Origin of the sequence: Nonomuraea aurantiaca (genome assembly GCF_020215705.1) — a bacterium.
Lineage (GTDB): Bacteria > Actinomycetota > Actinomycetes > Streptosporangiales > Streptosporangiaceae > Nonomuraea > Nonomuraea aurantiaca.
Window position 1 is genome coordinate 1 of record NZ_JAIWNB010000064.1, and the last position, 16,185, is coordinate 16,185.

The 16,185-nt window shown below is 67.2% G+C and carries 18 protein-coding genes and 1 pseudogene; 13 read left to right on the forward strand and 6 right to left on the reverse strand.

What is annotated here, in order from left to right:
- From LDL49_RS54780 to LDL49_RS54790, 3 genes are all read left to right on the forward strand, one after another.
- Positions 1 to 804: SDR family NAD(P)-dependent oxidoreductase (locus LDL49_RS54780; RefSeq protein ID WP_225302897.1), on the forward strand; the 804-nt coding region annotated here is incomplete at its 5' end.
- A 170-nt stretch (positions 805 to 974) separates the two neighbouring features.
- The gene (locus tag LDL49_RS54785) at positions 975 to 1,211 is read left to right on the forward strand and encodes a hypothetical protein (RefSeq protein WP_225302898.1); all 237 of its coding nucleotides are present in this window, start codon (positions 975 to 977) and stop codon (positions 1,209 to 1,211) included.
- 103 nt (positions 1,212 to 1,314) lie between these two features.
- On the forward strand, positions 1,315 to 2,757 hold the full coding sequence (locus LDL49_RS54790) for an MFS transporter (protein ID WP_225302899.1): 1,443 nt from the start codon (positions 1,315 to 1,317) through the stop codon (positions 2,755 to 2,757).
- A gap of 87 nt (positions 2,758 to 2,844) precedes the next feature.
- Here the strand turns inward: LDL49_RS54790 and LDL49_RS54795 are convergent, their stop codons facing one another.
- Positions 2,845 to 3,177 (reverse strand): hypothetical protein, encoded by a 333-nt coding sequence (locus LDL49_RS54795; RefSeq protein ID WP_225302900.1) that lies wholly within the window; start codon positions 3,175 to 3,177, stop codon positions 2,845 to 2,847.
- A 42-nt stretch (positions 3,178 to 3,219) separates the two neighbouring features.
- Here LDL49_RS54795 and LDL49_RS54800 point away from each other — a divergent pair, with 42 nt between their 5' ends.
- From LDL49_RS54800 to LDL49_RS54830, 7 genes and pseudogenes are all read left to right on the forward strand, one after another.
- Positions 3,220 to 3,765, forward strand: a complete 546-nt coding sequence (locus LDL49_RS54800; RefSeq protein ID WP_225302901.1) for a dsRNA-binding motif domain-containing protein — start codon at positions 3,220 to 3,222, stop codon at positions 3,763 to 3,765.
- Positions 3,766 to 3,885: 120 nt separating this feature from the next.
- A complete protein-coding gene (locus LDL49_RS54805) occupies positions 3,886 to 4,050 on the forward strand; it encodes a hypothetical protein (RefSeq protein WP_225302902.1) in 165 nt (54 codons plus the stop codon).
- Positions 4,051 to 4,504: 454 nt separating this feature from the next.
- Positions 4,505 to 4,657: a hypothetical protein gene (locus LDL49_RS54810; protein WP_225302903.1), complete on the forward strand. Its 153-nt coding sequence runs from the start codon at positions 4,505 to 4,507 to the stop codon at positions 4,655 to 4,657.
- Positions 4,658 to 5,109: 452 nt separating this feature from the next.
- Positions 5,110 to 5,901, forward strand: coding sequence for an SDR family NAD(P)-dependent oxidoreductase (locus tag LDL49_RS54815; RefSeq protein ID WP_225302904.1), 792 nt, complete (start codon positions 5,110 to 5,112; stop codon positions 5,899 to 5,901).
- A gap of 370 nt (positions 5,902 to 6,271) precedes the next feature.
- Entirely contained in the window at positions 6,272 to 6,991 is a 720-nt protein-coding gene (locus tag LDL49_RS54820; RefSeq protein WP_225302905.1) for an aspartate/glutamate racemase family protein, read from the forward strand.
- A 156-nt stretch (positions 6,992 to 7,147) separates the two neighbouring features.
- Positions 7,148 to 7,710: pseudogene (locus LDL49_RS54825) on the forward strand (isocitrate lyase/PEP mutase family protein).
- A 25-nt stretch (positions 7,711 to 7,735) separates the two neighbouring features.
- On the forward strand, positions 7,736 to 7,891 hold the full coding sequence (locus LDL49_RS54830; protein ID WP_225302906.1) for a VOC family protein: 156 nt from the start codon (positions 7,736 to 7,738) through the stop codon (positions 7,889 to 7,891).
- A 474-nt stretch (positions 7,892 to 8,365) separates the two neighbouring features.
- Here LDL49_RS54830 and LDL49_RS54835 read toward each other — a convergent pair whose 3' ends face one another.
- On the reverse strand, positions 8,366 to 8,980 hold the full coding sequence (locus LDL49_RS54835) for a TetR/AcrR family transcriptional regulator (protein ID WP_225302907.1): 615 nt from the start codon (positions 8,978 to 8,980) through the stop codon (positions 8,366 to 8,368).
- Positions 8,981 to 9,350: 370 nt separating this feature from the next.
- Between LDL49_RS54835 and LDL49_RS54840 the strand changes: the two genes are divergently transcribed.
- On the forward strand, positions 9,351 to 10,592 hold the full coding sequence (locus tag LDL49_RS54840; RefSeq protein ID WP_225302908.1) for an MFS transporter: 1,242 nt from the start codon (positions 9,351 to 9,353) through the stop codon (positions 10,590 to 10,592).
- 310 nt (positions 10,593 to 10,902) lie between these two features.
- On the opposite strand, the gene LDL49_RS54845 is transcribed toward LDL49_RS54840, so the two are convergent.
- Positions 10,903 to 11,802 (reverse strand): helix-turn-helix transcriptional regulator, encoded by a 900-nt coding sequence (locus tag LDL49_RS54845; RefSeq protein WP_225302909.1) that lies wholly within the window; start codon positions 11,800 to 11,802, stop codon positions 10,903 to 10,905.
- Between the two features lie 103 nt (positions 11,803 to 11,905).
- Here LDL49_RS54845 and LDL49_RS54850 point away from each other — a divergent pair, with 103 nt between their 5' ends.
- Positions 11,906 to 13,432, forward strand: a complete 1,527-nt coding sequence (locus tag LDL49_RS54850) for an MFS transporter (protein ID WP_225302910.1) — start codon at positions 11,906 to 11,908, stop codon at positions 13,430 to 13,432.
- A 475-nt stretch (positions 13,433 to 13,907) separates the two neighbouring features.
- On the opposite strand, the gene LDL49_RS54855 is transcribed toward LDL49_RS54850, so the two are convergent.
- From LDL49_RS54855 to LDL49_RS59675, 3 genes are all read right to left on the reverse strand, one after another.
- Positions 13,908 to 14,063 carry a hypothetical protein gene (locus tag LDL49_RS54855; RefSeq protein ID WP_225302911.1) on the reverse strand — a complete coding sequence of 52 codons (156 nt, stop codon included), beginning with the start codon at positions 14,061 to 14,063 and terminating at the stop codon, positions 13,908 to 13,910.
- 111 nt (positions 14,064 to 14,174) lie between these two features.
- A complete protein-coding gene (locus LDL49_RS54860) occupies positions 14,175 to 15,002 on the reverse strand; it encodes a hypothetical protein (RefSeq protein WP_225302912.1) in 828 nt (275 codons plus the stop codon).
- Positions 14,999 to 15,334, reverse strand: a complete 336-nt coding sequence (locus tag LDL49_RS59675; RefSeq protein WP_372470742.1) for a sigma factor-like helix-turn-helix DNA-binding protein — start codon at positions 15,332 to 15,334, stop codon at positions 14,999 to 15,001. Before LDL49_RS59675 ends, LDL49_RS54860 begins: the two co-directional genes overlap by 4 nt.
- 333 nt (positions 15,335 to 15,667) lie before the next feature.
- Here LDL49_RS59675 and LDL49_RS54870 point away from each other — a divergent pair, with 333 nt between their 5' ends.
- Positions 15,668 to 16,060, forward strand: coding sequence for a hypothetical protein (locus LDL49_RS54870; protein ID WP_225302913.1), 393 nt, complete (start codon positions 15,668 to 15,670; stop codon positions 16,058 to 16,060).
- The last annotated feature ends 125 nt before the right edge of the window (positions 16,061 to 16,185 follow it).

The window sequence follows — 16,185 nt, forward strand, 5'->3', positions numbered from 1 at the left end:
CAGGAGCAGGCAGTGCTGCTTGAGAACAAGAACGCGATCATCTACGGAGCAGGCGGAGCCGTCGGAAGCGCAGTCGCGCACGCCTTCGCCACAGAGGGAGCACACGTCTTCCTCGCCGGCCGCACCAGCGCCGGACTGGAAAAGGTCGCCGAAAAGATCCAGGCCTCCGGCGGCACCGCCGACTTCGCCACGGTCGACGTGCTGAACGAGGCCGCGGTCGAGGCACACGCCGACGCAGTGATCGCCAACGCCGGATCCCTCGACATCTCCTTCAACGCCATCAGCCTCCCCCAGACCGGCATCCAAGGCACCCCGATCATCGACCTGCCGACCGACAACTTCGACCTGCCCATGACCACCTACCCCAAGGCCAACTTCCTGACCACAAGAGCCGCCGCACGACGCATGACCACCCAGAAATCAGGCGTCATCCTGACCATCACCGCCTCACCCTCACGCACCGCCGTCCCCCTCATGGGAGGCATGGCACCAGCCTGGGCAGCGATCGAATCACTCTCCCGCGGCCTGGCCGCCGAACTCGGACCACACGGCGTGCGAGTCGTATGCCTCAACGCAGCGGGAATGCCGGAAACACCACAACTGACCGAGGTCTACGGACTCCACGCCGACGCCTACGGCATCAGCGGACAAGCGTTCCACACCCGCATGGCCGACCGCACCCTGCGCAAGCAACTGCCCACCGTCGCCGAGATCGCCAACGTCGCCGTCTTCATCGCCTCCGACCGCGCCGGCGCGATGACCGGCACCATCGCCAACCTCACCGGCGGCATGATCGTCGACTGACCGCGCCGCAGGTCGCGTGGCGAAGGCTCTCCGTCTCCTCGGTACGCCCCAGGGCCCGACGCCTGAAAGAGCGGCAGCCCAGGCGCGGGCCATGTGAACACGCCGCAGGAAGGCCAGGTCTCGACTGAGGCCACCCGTCCATGTCAAGGATCACCAGCGAAGGAGGCTCCGTGCGAAGCATCCCGACGGCCGGCCGGCCGACGACACGGACGCGGCCGGCAGGCGGCGCGACGTTCCACCAACCCGTCGGACCGTGCCTGCTGCGGCCGTATCTCGACGTGCTGCCCGGCCAGGTCCCCGGCCGCGGGGCCTGGGCGGGCGGGTCGATGCGAAGGCCGGGAAGCGATGTCGCCGGCCACCACCTGAACAACCGCCGCACACGCGCCATACGCTCGCGCCGCCCCTGAACGGTGACCGCACGGCGACTCGGGCCCACCACGGGTGCCGAGTCGCTCACCGGAAGAAGCGGCGGAAACCACACCCCTAAGAACTCTGTCAGAAGGAGAAACGGTGACCACTCACAAGGAACGGATGACGTCCAAACAGGCCTGGGTCTTGGGACTGGCCTCACTGGCGTCCTTCATGATGGCCCTGGACAGCTTGGTCGTGACGACGACACTCCATTCGATCCGGCAGGATCTGACGGCATCGATCCAATCCCTTGAGTGGGTCGTCAACGCCTACGGCCTGACGTTCGCGGTGCTGCTGCTGACCGGGGCGGCGCTGGGTGACCGGTTCGGCCGCCGCCGGGTGTTCACCGTCGGACTGGCGGTGTTCACCATCGCGTCGGTGGCCTGCGCTCTGTCGCCGGACATCAGCGTTCTCATCGCGGCACGCGCGTTGCAGGGGCTGGGTGCCTCGATGGTGCTGCCGCTGTCGCTCACCCTGATCAGTGCGATGTTCCCCCCACAGCAGCGGGGCAAGGCGATGGGGCTGTATCTGGGCTTCACCGGGCTGGCGACGTTCAGCGGCCCGTTCATCGGTGGCGTCATCGCTGAGGGGCTGGCCTGGCAGTGGATCTTCTGGCTGAACCTGCCGGTCGGCCTGGCCGCCATCCTGCTCACGGCCCGCCGCGTCGATGAGAGCGTCGGCCCGAACAACCGCTTCGACCTGGCCGGAGTCGTGCTCGTGACCTTGGGCGCGTTCGGCGTCGTCTGGGCCCTGGTCCGCGGCAACGTTGCGGGGTGGGGCAGCTTGGAGGTCCTGGGCGCGCTGGTGCTCGGTGTCGCGCTGGTCGTCGCCTTCGTCATCTGGGAGCGGCGTGCGACCGCTCCGATGCTGCCGATGCGGTTCTTCCGGCTGAGGGCGTTCGCCACGGCCAACCCGGCGAACGCCGCGGTGTTCGCCTCGCTGTACGGCACGATGTTCTTTCTCGCGCAGTACTTCCAGACGGTGCACGGTGAAGGGCCGCTCGGCGCCGGCCTGCGGCTGATGCCCTGGACGGCCACACTCATGGTGTGCGCGCCGATCGCCGGCCGGCTGGCAGACAAGGTCGGCGAGCGGAACTTCGTCGCCGGCGGGCTGCTGCTCCAGACCATCGGCATGGGCTGGATCACCCTGGTCGCCGACTCCGACACCGGCTATCTCGAACTGCTGCCCGCACTGATCATCAGCGGTGCCGGACTGACCATGGCCATGCCGGCGGCGCAGAAGGCGGTGGTCGGGGCGGTGAAGCCGCAGGAGATCGGGCAGGCGTCCGGCGCTTTCATGATGCTCCGGATGTTCGGCGGCGTGCTCGGCACTTCCGTCACCGTCGCCGTCTTCGCCGGCGCCGGAGGCTATGCCTCGGCCGAGCAGTTCGGGGAAGGGTTCACCGCCGCCATGAGCGCCGTGACCGCGATCGCGTTCATCGGCATGCTCGTCGCACTCGGCATGCCGGGCCGGAGGCGGCACGCCGTCGTGGCGCCGCCTCAGACGGCGAGCGCCGTACCTCAGAGGGAAGGTGTCGCCTGACGCCAGGCGCATGACGCGCGCCGGCGAAACGCGGGGGAACGACACGAGGATCTCCACAACGGTCGTGGAGATCCTCGTTCAAGTACTTCACGAGGGAGAGACGGGATCCTGGTGCTGGCTGGCCTGCAGGGTGTACAGCTCGGCGTAGCGGCCGTCGAGCACCATGAGCTTGTCATGCGTACCCTGCTCGACGACCTCCCCTCGGTCCAGCACGTAGGTACGGTCCGCGCGCCGCACCGAGGCCAGCCGGTGGGTGACGAGGACGACGGCCCGGCCCTCGTTCGCCAGATCGCTGACCCGCTCGAACACCTCGATCTCCGCCCTGGGGTCCAGCGCCACCGCGGACTCGTCGAAGATCACCACCCCCGCGTCGCGGTAGTGCGCGCGGCCCAGGCCGATCCGCTGCCCCCCGGACACCATGGTGCCGCCCAGGAACTCGGGCGCCGCGCCACCCAGGAGACGATGCGGTTCCAGGCGCGTGTGACCTACGACCCGGGCACCGGTCTCCTGCTCGCCGACAGCGAACCGAAGCGTTCGAAGAAGCACTCCCGGCGCTCGGCCGCGGCCGCCGTCCTGACCCAGCTGGCCGGGCTGCCGCTGCCCTCGGGCGTACCAGCGCCGGGGACCGCGGTGGGGCCGCTTGCGGCCGAACGAAATCCGATCAGCGCATTGAACGAGCTCGCTCAGATCGAGTTGATCACTGGCTTGGCCTTCGAGGTCTCGCCCGGGTTCAGCGGCAAACAGCCGCTGTTCACCTGCCGGGCCACCTGCCGCTGCAAGGGCCAGGACCTGGAGACGGCGGGAGAGGGGTTGAGCAAGGGCGCGGCCCGCGAGCAGGCGGCCCGCGCGCTGCTGGCCCTGATCGCCGCCGACGATGAGCGATCGCGGCTGATCTACCGGCTGCGACAGCATCGCGGTCGCAAGAGCATACGCCGAGGCTTCTCCGAGACCGCCTACGCAGCGTTGTTCGATGCCGCGCATCAGGAGCGCTCGGCGGACCGGTGGTGATGGTGTGGGACAACCTCAGCACCCACACCTCGGCCACGATGAGGCGTCTGATCGCGGCCCGTCCCAGGCTGACGGTGTTCTGTCCGCCTACACGCCGGAGCTCAACCCGGTCGAGAGCGAGTGGGCGCATATGAAGACGAGTGGGCGCACATGAAGAACAGCCTGGCCGACTTCGCCATACGCAGCATCGGCGAGTTGCTCACCTTGGTGAAGAACCGGCTCAAACGCATGCAGTTCCGACCAGGCCTCATCATCGAGACCGGCCTGGACTTCCACCCGCCGTAACCCCGGCCATCGAAGCTTTCTATCGCCAGATTTGCAGCTCATACTCGCCGGAGAGAAGAAGCACGCATCTGTAGGTACCGCCCCAGAGTTTGCCGTCTGCGTTGCAGTCCTTCCACCCCTGAGTGGTGCCCGGATAGGTCACCACCGGATACCAGTCCAATGCCCCGACCTCGCCAGGTGATGCAGCATTGGGTGCCGCGTTGGCGGCGGAGCCCATCGGGAGGAGGGTGGCGAGAGAGATCAGGCCGACTGCGGCTGCCCGGGTCACTGGGTTCATTATGACTCTTCCTTATCCGCTTTATGGCTGCTTCTGCGCTCATAGTGCCGATATGGGCGTTGCGACTCAACTGAGAAACCTGCCACATAGCGGCGCAATACTGTCAATCCGTTCACGGCGCCCGCCTGGGATGGAGACGCCGGGACATGCGCGGGGTCGAGACGTTGGCTGTGGAGCATGCCGAGAGTCGAGCTCGCGGGTGCGGCGGATGGCACCCTCGTCCGCCGGAACTATCGCCAACGTCGAAAGGGACACGCCGCCGCGTTCCACGTCACGCTGGAGCTTCGCTACGAGGACGGCTTGCTGCGAGCCTGCCTCACCGACGGCTGAGCCCGGCGGCGGTGTGTCGTAGGGCGTGCTTCGACGCGGTCGCTGGACACCTACCGGCCGCAGCCCTATCGTGCTGGCGAACCGCACCACCGCACGCGTTGTGCCGGCAGGTGACGGACGGGCGACCGGGCGCGGCCCAGGGGTCCCCTGATGATCGGTGGCAGTTCGCGGCCCTTTTCGGCCAGCACGTAGTCATGATACGGCGACTACGGCACATGAGGCTGTCGCTCCATCAACCCTTCTTCGACGAACCAGTCGAATCGTGCGGCCAGAACGGTGCGAGCGATTCCCAGGCTGCCTTGACCACGGTAGTTCCACGGGCGGTTGCATGACGATACTGCCCACTGCTACGTTTGACTAGTTGCATCACGAAACCATTCGGGTAAGCGCGCTCGGCGACTCGCCAGAGCCGACTCGTCCCTACTCGACTCTCACATGACCAGGAGCAGGCAGTGCTGCTTGAGAACAAGAACGCGATCATCTACGGAGCAGGCGGAGCCGTCGGAAGCGCAGTCGCGCACGCCTTCGCCACAGAGGGAGCACACGTCTTCCTCGCCGGCCGCACCAGCGCCGGACTGGAAAAGGTCGCCGAAAAGATCCAGGCCTCCGGCGGCACCGCCGACTTCGCCACGGTCGACGTGCTGAACGAGGCCGCGGTCGAGGCACACGCCGACGCAGTGATCGCCAACGCCGGATCCCTCGACATCTCCTTCAACGCCATCAGCCTCCCCCAGACCGGCATCCAAGGCACCCCGATCATCGACCTGCCGACCGACAACTTCGACCTGCCCATGACCACCTACCCCAAGGCCAACTTCCTGACCACAAGAGCCGCCGCACGACGCATGACCACCCAGAAATCAGGCGTCATCCTGACCATCACCGCCTCACCCTCACGCACCGCCGTCCCCCTCATGGGAGGCATGGCACCAGCCTGGGCAGCGATCGAATCACTCTCCCGCGGCCTGGCCGCCGAACTCGGACCACACGGCGTGCGAGTCGTATGCCTCAACGCAGCGGGAATGCCGGAAACACCACAACTGACCGAGGTCTACGGACTCCACGCCGACGCCTACGGCATCAGCGGACAAGCGTTCCACACCCGCATGGCCGACCGCACCCTGCGCAAGCAACTGCCCACCGTCGCCGAGATCGCCAACGTCGCCGTCTTCATCGCCTCCGACCGCGCCGGCGCGATGACCGGCACCATCGCCAACCTCACCGGCGGCATGATCGTCGACTGACACGGGGAAGTCGAAAGACCGAATGCACCGTGGCTGGCGTGAAAGGGACTGACTGACGGCAGTCCCGGACGGATCAAGCGCTTCCGGGACTTCAACGTGATCTGCGGGCAGCAGCCATCTTTGGCAGGAAACCGATGGAAATTGGCAGCTCAAGGCCTTAACCATAGAATGAGTTCATGCCACGATGACCCAGCCACCTTGCCCTGTCGGGCAGCTCAATTTGAGCTCCACAGAGCAGGTGAATATCTCAAGACTTCTCCAGGCGAGATCCGAACGGCAATCCCTGGAAAATGCCAATCGACATCCTCGATCACGAGGATCGCCCACGTCGGTATCCGATTGGGCTGAACATTAAATCTGGAGGTTCATCATGATGACAATCGGACTCCTCCATGGCATGAGCAGCGTTGCCACGGTAGATTATTACCGCCGCATCAACGAACGAGTCAATGATCTCCTCGGCGGCCACGAACGCGCGGAGCTGTTGCTGTCGAGCGTCAATTTTGGCGTGATCGAACGCTACGTCAGGTCCGACGAGTGGGACAAAGCCGGTGACTACCTGGCGGGCAAAGCACACGCCTTGGAGCTCGCAGGCGCCGAATTCATCGCCTGCGGCAGCAACACCATGCATCGCGTGGCGCCCGCGATCGAGGCGGCGATTTCGGTGCCTTTCCTTCATATCGCGGATGTGATCGCCGCCGCCGCGCACCGGCAGGGAGTCCGTACGCTGGGCCTTTTGGGAACGTTGCCGGTCATGGAGGCAAGCTTCTATCGCGACCGACTCGCCGCGCAGGGCCTATCCGTCCTCGTCCCCGATGCGGCGGACCGTCATCTCGTCGACCGGACAATCTTCGACGAGATGACCCGGTATATCTTTACCGATCAGTCACGAGCGCAGTATCTGCGGATCATGCAAGAGCTCGCCGAGCGGGGAGCGGACGCGATCATCCTGGGATGTACCGAGATCACGCAACTGGTGGGTCCTGAGCACTTTTCCACGCTCCCGCTCCTGGACTCGACCGGCCTGCACGTCGAAGCCATCGTCGAGATGAGCTTGACCCACGCTCGACCCGAACCGCAAAGGTCCTGAACCCTGGTTCCCGGAGATGCTGCCGACGGCGCCTCTGGACACACCGGTGGGCCGCCGTCCGCGCAAGCCGCATGCATACGAATTCGCCCGTGAGAAAAGCAAGATGAGTAACCGGCCGGCAAGAGCTTGATCGTCCTCGACGCCCGTCCGGAGCGCATGGTCGCCGATCCTGTCAGCGGCCTGGACGTGACCACGCCGAGACCGGAGCCGAGCACTATATTGCGCGCATTGCACGTGGCGGGCGCGCCGGTGGTGCTTCCCAATGCATGGGATGCGGCCTCGGCGCGGATAGTTGAGGCAGCCGGTTTCTCAGCGGTGGCCACGAGCAGTGTCGCCACTGCTCAGATCCTGGGCCATGAGAACGGAAAGGCGGCGCCGTGCAGGACATGCTTGACGAGGCGCAACGCATGGTGCGAGCGGTAAGCCTTCCGGTGACCGTGGACTTCGAACGCGGATACGGGCTGGCGCCGGCGGAACTGGTCGAGCGGTTCGCCGCAACCGGGGCGGCAGGACTCAACCTGGAGGACTCCGAACCGGCGACCGGGCAACTGCTGGACGTCGGGGAGCAGGCGGACTTCCTGGCCGCCGTCCGCCAGGCGGCGCGCTCCTTGAACGTGGACCTGGTCATCAACGCGCGCACGGACGCGTTCCTGCGCCGGGCAGGATCTCCACGATCTGGACGGCTTTCTGCTGGTCATCGACCAGCGCGACGACGTTGATGCGAAGGTCAACGAGCTGGGCCCGATGATCCTCAACTTCCACGCCGTCGAAGCACAGCTGCAGGCGGCAGGAGTGGAGTGGCTGATTCCCGTCGCGGATCACCCCGGCGGCCGCATCGGAATGTTCGTAGATCCAGATGGGAACCATCTCCAGATCATCCAGCTCAACCCGGATGCGTGATCCCAAGCGTCGTCATGCAGAAGCATCTACGGGCGCCGCCCCGCGCGCGATTCCATCTGGTGGCCCCCGTATACAGCCCTACCAGGAGCAATGAACAGCACCTCCTCGCGGCAAGGTCACAACCCCATGCGGTCATGCCGCCGAACATCGGAGCCCAGGTCGTTGATGGCGATGCCGCTCCGGCCCGCTCCCTCGCGGATTGCTCGATCGCTGGACCATCGCGTGCGCACCGGCGAGGTGCGCCTTGATCACCAGTGCCGGTCGCCACCGAGCAGCATCCTCAGCCACAATGGGGATCTTTCCTTGTCTGTGTGGCGCTGGGCGCGAGCCGCACGCTCGGCCCGCGACTCGTCCTAATGGCCGGGGGCGTCCGGGCTGGGCTTCTTCACCTTGGGCGCCGATACGGCCTCACCGCCGTCCTCGGCATCCTCCTTCGACCACCCTCCCCACACCGACCTGCCGGACGCCAAGGCCTCAGACCAGCTCGCTGCTCCTTTGGAGCCTCCCTTGTCTGTCCCCCAGGGCGGCGATGACGGCCTCCTTTGCGAAGGCGACGGCCGCTTCGCCCGCCCCTTCCTCCCCCAGCATCGGGCCGCTCGCGTGCAGGCCGTCGATGAGCAGCATGATCTTGTCGGCCAGCGTTCGCGGATCTCGTGCTCCCGTCCGCTCGGCGAGGTCACGCAGGTGGGCGCGCCAGGCCATGTGAAAGTCCAGGATGACCCGGCGTGCCGGATGGCCGTCGTCGGGAAAGCTGGGCAGGCTGTTGCGAAGAGGGCAGCCGCGGAATCCGGGGGTGGCGGACCGCTCGGCCACCGCGCCGACGATGGCGACCAACTGGCCCGCCGGATCTTCGTGCAACGGCTGGGCCGCCTTCTCGACCAAGTCGTCCCATTCCTGCCTGCAGCGCTCAAGATAAGCGACCACCAGATCATCCTTGCTGCCGAACTCGCGATAGAGCAGGTTCTTGCCGCAGCCGCACTCGTCGATGATCTGCTGCAGACCCACTCCGTCTGGGCCGTGCTCCTGGAACAGGCGGGACGCGACGCTCAGGATGCGGTCGCGCGCCCCCGGATCGGGCTTTCGTGCCATCTCTCCTCCCCTTCCAGCATAGAGGACCGATAGGTCCAGAACGCAATCGACGCGGCAGCCTTGACATGCCGCAAGTCTTCTCCAAGGATAGGGACCGTTAAGTCCGGGACCGATTGGTCCGCTTCTGCGGGATCAGCCTCCTGCGCTGTGACCGCTGTCAACGAGATGTGCAACGGATCAGGTGTCCCGCCGCAGGACCTTGCTTGAGGCGTACTTCCCTCGTCGTGTTGCTCGTCGTAACGGCACCACAGGCGGCCGCGGTCATCCCCGGAACACCTGGAGGGAAACGCTCTCCGCAGAGTCGCAGGCCCGGTGGCGTAAGCGGCGCATGGACCGGAGCCCCACACGCACCACGACAAGAGAGAAAGACATGAATGTTCAGCGAGCAACGCCGAGCCCCGGCAGAGCGAACCTCACCTTGGCCACCTTGTTCCTCGGCATGTTCGTGCTGGGCAGCGCCGAACTGCTCGTCGTCGGCGTGCTCAACCTGATCGCCACCGACCTTCAGGTCTCCATCCCCGCGGCCGGCACGCTGGTGACGGCCTACGCGATGGGCCTGGCCCTCGGCGGTCCGATCCTGACCGCGCTGACCATCAAGCTGAACAGGCGGCATGTCCTGATCGGCGCGCTCCTCCTGTTCGCACTCGCCAATCTGCTGCTGGTGCTGATCAGCGACTACGGCCTGTTCCTCGCCGCGCGGGTCGTCGCCGGAGCCCTGCAGGGCGTGTTCATCGGTGCCGCGTTCACAGCCGGAATCGCGGTTGTCCCGCCCGAGCGCATGGGCCGGGCGATGTCCGTGGTCATCTCCGGCGTCGCGGTATCGGCCGCGCTGGGCTCGCCGCTGGGCACGCTGGTCGGCCAGGCGCTGGGCTGGCGCGGCTCGTTCACCGCGGTCGTCGGGCTCACCGTGATCGCCCTGATTGCCACACTGGTGCTGGTCCCGTCGGTGCCAAGCACCGGCAGCGGCGCCGCCGGCCAGGCCAAGCACGCCTTTGCTCCACGCGTGCTCGCCGTACTTGGCCTGACTCTCCTCATCTACGCCGCGCTGTACGCGGCACTGACCTACGTCGTGCCGTTCCTCCAGGATGTCACCGGCGTCTCCGGCGCGCTGATCAGCGTCTTCCTCCTGGCCTACGGCGTGGCCGCGGCGACGGGCTCGTTCAGCGGCGGCCGATTCGCCGACATCAACGCCGCGCGCACCCTCATCGTCGGGACCACCGGCGTCGCTGTCTCCCTGCTTGCGCTCTACCTCATCGGCGCGATCGCGGCCCTCGCGGCGCTGGCGCTGGTGGCCTTGGGCCTGTTCATCGGCGTCATGACGCCCTCGCTGCAGTACCGCGTGATGACCCTGGCCGGCGCCGGCGGCGCACTGGCGCAGTCGTTGCCCGCCTCCGCGGTCAACGTGGGCATCGCGTTCGGCTCGGCCGCAGGTGGCGTGGCGATCGGCACATTCACCACCTCGTCCACGGTGATCACCGGTCTGATCATCACTGTGATCGTCATCCCGGTCGCCTGGGCCACGAGCTTCCTGAAGCCCCCCGCGGCCCAGAGCGCGGCAGGACCGGCGGCCACCGCGGAGACCGCCTCCGGCGCGCGCAACACCACGACATAGAAGGACACCATGAGTCGGTGACCTGTCCGGCATGACCAAGACCGCCTTCGATGCAGGCACCCCGGTGGTCGCCGATGTCAGTGACGCCGAGCGGGCGGATGGCTTCTCCGCACCGGTCTCGGCAACAGCGGTCCCGCGTACTGCAACGCAGCCCGTCTGGGACGTGACCGACGTCAATGATCAGCGAATACCGCCACGCCGCCTACCCCCAGCTCAGGTCACATAGCCCAATATCGGAGCGGTACAGGGGCGGTCTGCGAAGAACCTGGGCCCCGGTGCTCCCATGAGCAGGAGCCACCTTCAGCAGCGATCACCTGTCCAGGCGCGCGGGCTCCCCAGAGAGGATGTCAGCAGGTTCTCGATGAGCGGCGACTTGGCTGGCCAGCAGGCGTAGCGCGTCCGCCGAGCTGCTGTCTTTGGGCGTGAAGACCTCGAGCCGATGGTCAGGGCTGTCAGGCTGGAGCCATACCTGATAGTCGACGTTGATCCCTCCGACGGTCGGGTGTTGCAGGCGCATGGTGCCCACCGTGCAGTCCGCGACATCGCCTGTGGCCCACAGGGTGGCGAAGTCGCTGCTACGCATGGCCAGCTCACCGATCAGCTCGGCCAGGCGGGCGTCCGTCGGGTACCGGCCGGCGGTGAGCCGTAGGTAGGCGACATGGATCGGGGCGAGCTCGTCCCAGTTTCCGTGCAGGTCTCGGCTGAGGGAATCGAGGAAGAACATTCGAGGGATGGACGGCCGGCGCGCGAGATCTCGGGGCGCGTCGAAGTCGATGTGTTCCGCGAAGATGGCATGACCGATGCGATTCCAGGCCAGCACGTCGCCACGGCGGCCCAGCACGCGGGCCGGCATGGTCTCACCCAGCGATTGCAGGAGGGAGAGGGCCCGTGGGTGCGGCACTTCAGGGCTGGGGCGGACCATCCGGGGTGTGACGCTCTGACGGGCCAGGTTGTGCAGGTGAGCTGTCTCGGCCGCGTCGAGCTGGAGCACACGAGCGAGGGCGTCGAGTACCTGCCGGGAGGCGGCACCGGTCTGGTCCTGCTCCAGCCGGGTGTAGTAGCCGACGCTCACACCGGCAAGCTGGGCGAGCTCCTCGCGGCGCAGACCAGGAACGCGGCGGGCGGTGCCGTAGACGCGCAGCCCCACGTCGGTGGGCGTGACCCGGTCGCGACGGGATTTGAGATAGACCCCCAGGCTCTCCAGCTCCATGGCTTCCAACGTAGGCGGCGCAGTCCGTGTCTGGGTATCCCTGCGAGGTGTACCCATGACGCGGGTCTGGTTGCCGATCGGACGACACCCCACCTTCGAGGTCATGAACGAACACTGTGTCTCTCACTCGGCCGATGTGCGGGTGTGGCTCGGCCTGCTGGTGATTCTCGGCCCCGTACTGCTGGTGGCGATGGACGGTTCGGTGCTGTTCCTGGCCATGCCCAAGATCACCGAGGCTCTGTCGCCGACTGCCGACCAGGCCCTGTGGATCCTGGACATCTACGGATTCGCGGTCGGATCCCTACTCATCGCCTTCGGCAACCTCGGCGACCGGTACGGCCGACTGCGGCTGTTGATGATCGGCGCGGCGGTGTTCGGCGCAGGCTCGGCAGGAGCGGCATTCGCGCCCACCCCGGAACTGCTGATCGCCTTCCGCATGCTCATGGGCGTGGCCGGAGCCACTCTGCTGCCGTCGGCGCTGGCTGTACTCAGCGAACTGTTCATCGACCCGCGCCAGCGGTCGAAGGCGATCGGAATCTTCGCAGCCACCTTCGCCGCCGGGTTCGCCATCGGACCGGTCGTCGGCGGGCAGCTGCTCAACAGGTTCTGGTGGGGATCGGTCTTCCTGATCAATCTTCCCGTCGCCGTGCTGTTCCTGCTGCTGGCCCCGATTCTGCTCCGCGAGGTCCGCTCCACCCGGCCCGGCCGCGTCGACGCCTTGAGCGTCCTGCTGTCGGCTGCGGGCATCCTGCTGAGCGTCTACGCGATCAAGCAAGCTGTCGCGGAGGGGCTGACGATGACCTCAGTGGTCACCGGAATCGCCGGCATCGTCATCCTGGGGTGGTTCGTCCGGCGGCAACGACACCTGGACCGGCCGCTGATCGACTTCCGCCTGTTCCGCGACCGGGTGTTCACCATCGCGATCATCACCGGGCTCCTGCCCTTGGCCGCGTGGTCGTCAGCCGCCTACCTGGCGGGTATCTACCTCCAATCCGTCCTCGGGCTGTCCGTCCTGCACGCTGCCCTGCTCGCGCTGCCCGGCGCCGCCGTGCTCACCGTCACCTGCATCGTCACACCGGCGCTGGTCGAGCGCGTCGGCAAACGAGCGGCGCTCATCACCTGCCACTTCTGCATCGCCGCAGGTCTGCTTCTCCTGGTGCCCACCGGCCTCTCAGGCGGAATCGGCTGGTACATCGCCTCCACCGTCATCGCGGGCGTCGGCTACGGCATCTCCTTCAGCGTCGTCGCCGACACCGCCGTCGCCGCGGTTCCCGCGGAACGCGCCGGGTCCGCGGCCGCGATCGCCGAAACCAGTAACGAGATCGGCAACGCCCTCGGCATCGCCCTCCTCGGCTCGTTGGCCACGCTGCTCTTCCGGCTCCAGGGACCGGACCTCGCCGGCACGCTCAACGAGACCCTCCAGATCCCCAACCTGGCACCCGCGGTGGCCGGCGAGGCGAAGACCGCCTTCGTCACCGGCCTGCACGCCGCCGCCGTCACCGCCGGCATCCTTCACGGCGCCCTTGGCACCCTGGCCCTACGCTGGATACCGAAGAGCCTTCCGCACACCGACGACGCCGGCGCTCCCCCGGTCCAAGACATCGGCGAAGAACGCAGCATGCAGCGGTAGACAAGGGGCGGTCCGGGCAGGTCCGCCCCCGACAGCGTGAGCACCGATGCCCCGTACGTGCCCATGACAGCACTGCGCTGGAGGTCACAGGCAGTCGCGGTGTTCCGGAAACAAGGAGTGCCGACGAGCGGACCCCCTTGCGGTAGCAGTACAGCACCAGCCCAAGCAGCGCCGCGCGGTGATACAGCGCGCCGGCCTTCCATCGGCACGGCAACCGCCCAGAAACCCCGACAAGTCCAGTTCCCTACCACCTCTTCGACCGTCCAGCACAGATGCTCCGACGGCAGCCGGTCCCGGATGCTCGGCGGAAGCACCAACGCGCGCTCCACGGCGAGAGGCAGGAACCCCTGATCGGCGGCGCGCACATGCTGTCCGCCGACAGGGAGAGCGGCCCGGCCGAGACCGTCGGCAAGGTCGTGAGCGATCACCGCCGACATCGTGCAACGACGCCTGCTGTGAGACAGGAAGGTCGCGGTCACATCGCACCGGGAGGGCCGGGCATGGCGATATCGAAGATGCCCTGCGCCTTGTATGTGGTGAGTTTCCTGGCCTCGCCGGTCCTGACATTCACCGCGTAGGCCGTGAAGGTCCGGTATGGCCGATCGATCTGCGCGGGCTCGTCGTCCGGCACCTCGGAGGCCGGTCTGCAGTGGACGGACGTCGTCAGGTCAGGACGAGGGCACCCGTCCGACAGGGTTTCTTTGCGGTGCTGAGGTCCTCGACGGCCGTGACGGTCTTGCCGTCAGGGGCCAGCGGACTGAATCTGTAGTGCTGCGGCAGGATGACCGCCGTGGAGTTGCCCGGCGAGGTGGGCGGCCACAGGTCGGAGATCGTTCGCAGCTGGGAGTTGGGTGAGTACTCCGCGAGGGTGATGGTGGCTCCATCCGGTGACAGGCCGATGGGGACATAGCGGGCCGGAAGTTCGCGGACGAACACTGTCGCGCATGTCGAAGAGCAGCGCGGGATGCTTGAGCTCGGGGACCTTGCTGAAGGCCAGGTACCGCCCGTCGTCCGACAACATCAGCCGCGTCATGCTGTACAGCCAGGTCTTCGGGGGCAGCTTCATCGGAGCCGTCGTCTTCGCGCCCGAGGCCAGGTCGCGGACCTGGAAGGTGCCTTCCTTCGCGCTGTAGTAAGCGATCTTGCGGCTGTCCCTGCTGATCGCCAACGGGCTGTCCTGCAAGCCGGTACGACCGGGGCTGAGGCTCGGCAGCGCCTCCGACACGTGGTAGGTCCTGCCGCTGCGGGTGACCACTCGCCAACCCCCATCCTGGCAGTGTGACAGAGCCTTCCCGCTGACCGGCTTGCAGAAGGTCTTGTACGCGTGGCTCAGCGGCCCCGCCCCACGCGCGGGCATGTCGCCCTTGCCGGAGGTGGCCGGACTGGTCGCCTGCGGCACCAGCCGCACGGCGAGCGTCGCGCCGAGCGCGGTGACCACGACCATGGCCGCCGCAAGGAGCGAGATCGCGGTACGCCGCTTGTGGTCGCGCGTGGCGATCGTGCGTTCGGCCAGGTCCACCTGTGGTGACTCGTCGGCCAGATCGACGAGCACATCTCGCAGCCAGGTCATCGGTAGACCTCCTCGCTCTCCAAGCCGGCGAGCTTCGGCGCCAGGCCTGGCGCCAGCTCACGCACGCGGGCCAGCGCGTAGTGGGTCTGGCTCTTCACCGTCCCGATCGAGCAGTTCATCAGCTCAGCGGTCTCCCGTTCCGTCCGGTCCTCGTAGTAACGCAGCACGATCACCGCCCGCTGCCGAGACGGGACCGTACCGACGCCGGAGAGAGTGGAAACGTTCGATCCGCGCCAGAAAGGGTGCCGGTAGGAACCGGCCCCGAACGAGCGGTGGCGGCCTGCGGACAACAACAGGAGGCCGATGTCCCGCGACCGCCGGCACGAGCCCATCAGCAGCCCGCGCCCTGCCGGGAATGTTGTCCCGCTGCGGGGCGGGGTGAACCGGTGCGGCGGCGATCACGTCCGTATAGGTATGAACCGGCTAATGATCGCATACGCGCTCGGGGCCTCCCTGATGGTCACCTCCTGCGGCGTCGAGCAGGCGAGCCCGGCCCTCCGCTACGCCACGAGCCTCACCGTGCTCGAAGGCGACGGCCACGGCCCGCAACTGTGCACGATGGTCGCGGAGTCGATGCCGCCGCAGTGCGGCGGCCCCGACGTGATCGGCTGGGACTGGGCCAAGGTCGCGCACGAGTCGGCCAACGGCGTGCGGGCCGGTACCGGGTGGTCGGCACCTGGGACGGCGCCCGGCTCACCCTCACCGAGCCGCCCGGCGCACCCGAGCAGATCAAGCAACCGGACCAGGTCTCGCCCACCACCCAGTGCCCCGTGCCCGCGGGCGGCTGGCGGGCGGTGGACCCGGCAAAGGCGACGCAGCCGGCCATGGACGCCGCTCTGCAACGGGCGCGGGAAGCGGGGGATTTCGGCGGGGCCTGGATCGACCAGAACTACGGCGATCCGCCGCCGACCACGGCCGCCGATTTCGAGGCGCGCGGCAACGACCCGAAGCGGCTGGTCCTCAATGTCACCTTCACCGGCGATCCGGCGGCGCGCGAGACGTGGCTGCGCGAGGTGTGGGGCGGCGCGCTGTGCGTGGGCCGGGTCCGGCACACCTGATGGCGTCCCATCGAGTGGTGTAGTTCGTGACGATCAGTCACCGAGGTCTGGCAGAAGGTGAGCCATCGTGTGACGGTCGAAGGGAAGCGCTCATTCTTCCCGGAAGGACACGCTCACGATGGCTC

Excerpts from the sequence above, each read along its gene's own strand:
- LDL49_RS54795 (WP_225302900.1), bottom strand. The coding sequence starts at position 3,177 with ATGGTGTCCGGGGGGCAGCGGATCGGCCTGGGCCGCGCGCACTACCGC.
- LDL49_RS54800 (WP_225302901.1), top strand. The coding sequence starts at position 3,220 with ATGCGGTTCCAGGCGCGTGTGACCTACGACCCGGGCACCGGTCTCCTG.
- LDL49_RS54810 (WP_225302903.1), top strand. The coding sequence starts at position 4,505 with ATGCCGAGAGTCGAGCTCGCGGGTGCGGCGGATGGCACCCTCGTCCGC.
- LDL49_RS54820 (WP_225302905.1), top strand. The coding sequence starts at position 6,272 with ATGATGACAATCGGACTCCTCCATGGCATGAGCAGCGTTGCCACGGTA.
- LDL49_RS54830 (WP_225302906.1), top strand. The coding sequence starts at position 7,736 with ATGATCCTCAACTTCCACGCCGTCGAAGCACAGCTGCAGGCGGCAGGA.
- LDL49_RS54835 (WP_225302907.1), bottom strand. The coding sequence starts at position 8,980 with ATGGCACGAAAGCCCGATCCGGGGGCGCGCGACCGCATCCTGAGCGTC.
- LDL49_RS54840 (WP_225302908.1), top strand. The coding sequence starts at position 9,351 with ATGAATGTTCAGCGAGCAACGCCGAGCCCCGGCAGAGCGAACCTCACC.
- LDL49_RS54845 (WP_225302909.1), bottom strand. The coding sequence starts at position 11,802 with ATGGAGCTGGAGAGCCTGGGGGTCTATCTCAAATCCCGTCGCGACCGG.
- LDL49_RS54850 (WP_225302910.1), top strand. The coding sequence starts at position 11,906 with ATGAACGAACACTGTGTCTCTCACTCGGCCGATGTGCGGGTGTGGCTC.
- LDL49_RS54860 (WP_225302912.1), bottom strand. The coding sequence starts at position 15,002 with ATGACCTGGCTGCGAGATGTGCTCGTCGATCTGGCCGACGAGTCACCA.
- LDL49_RS59675 (WP_372470742.1), bottom strand. The coding sequence starts at position 15,334 with ATGGGCTCGTGCCGGCGGTCGCGGGACATCGGCCTCCTGTTGTTGTCC.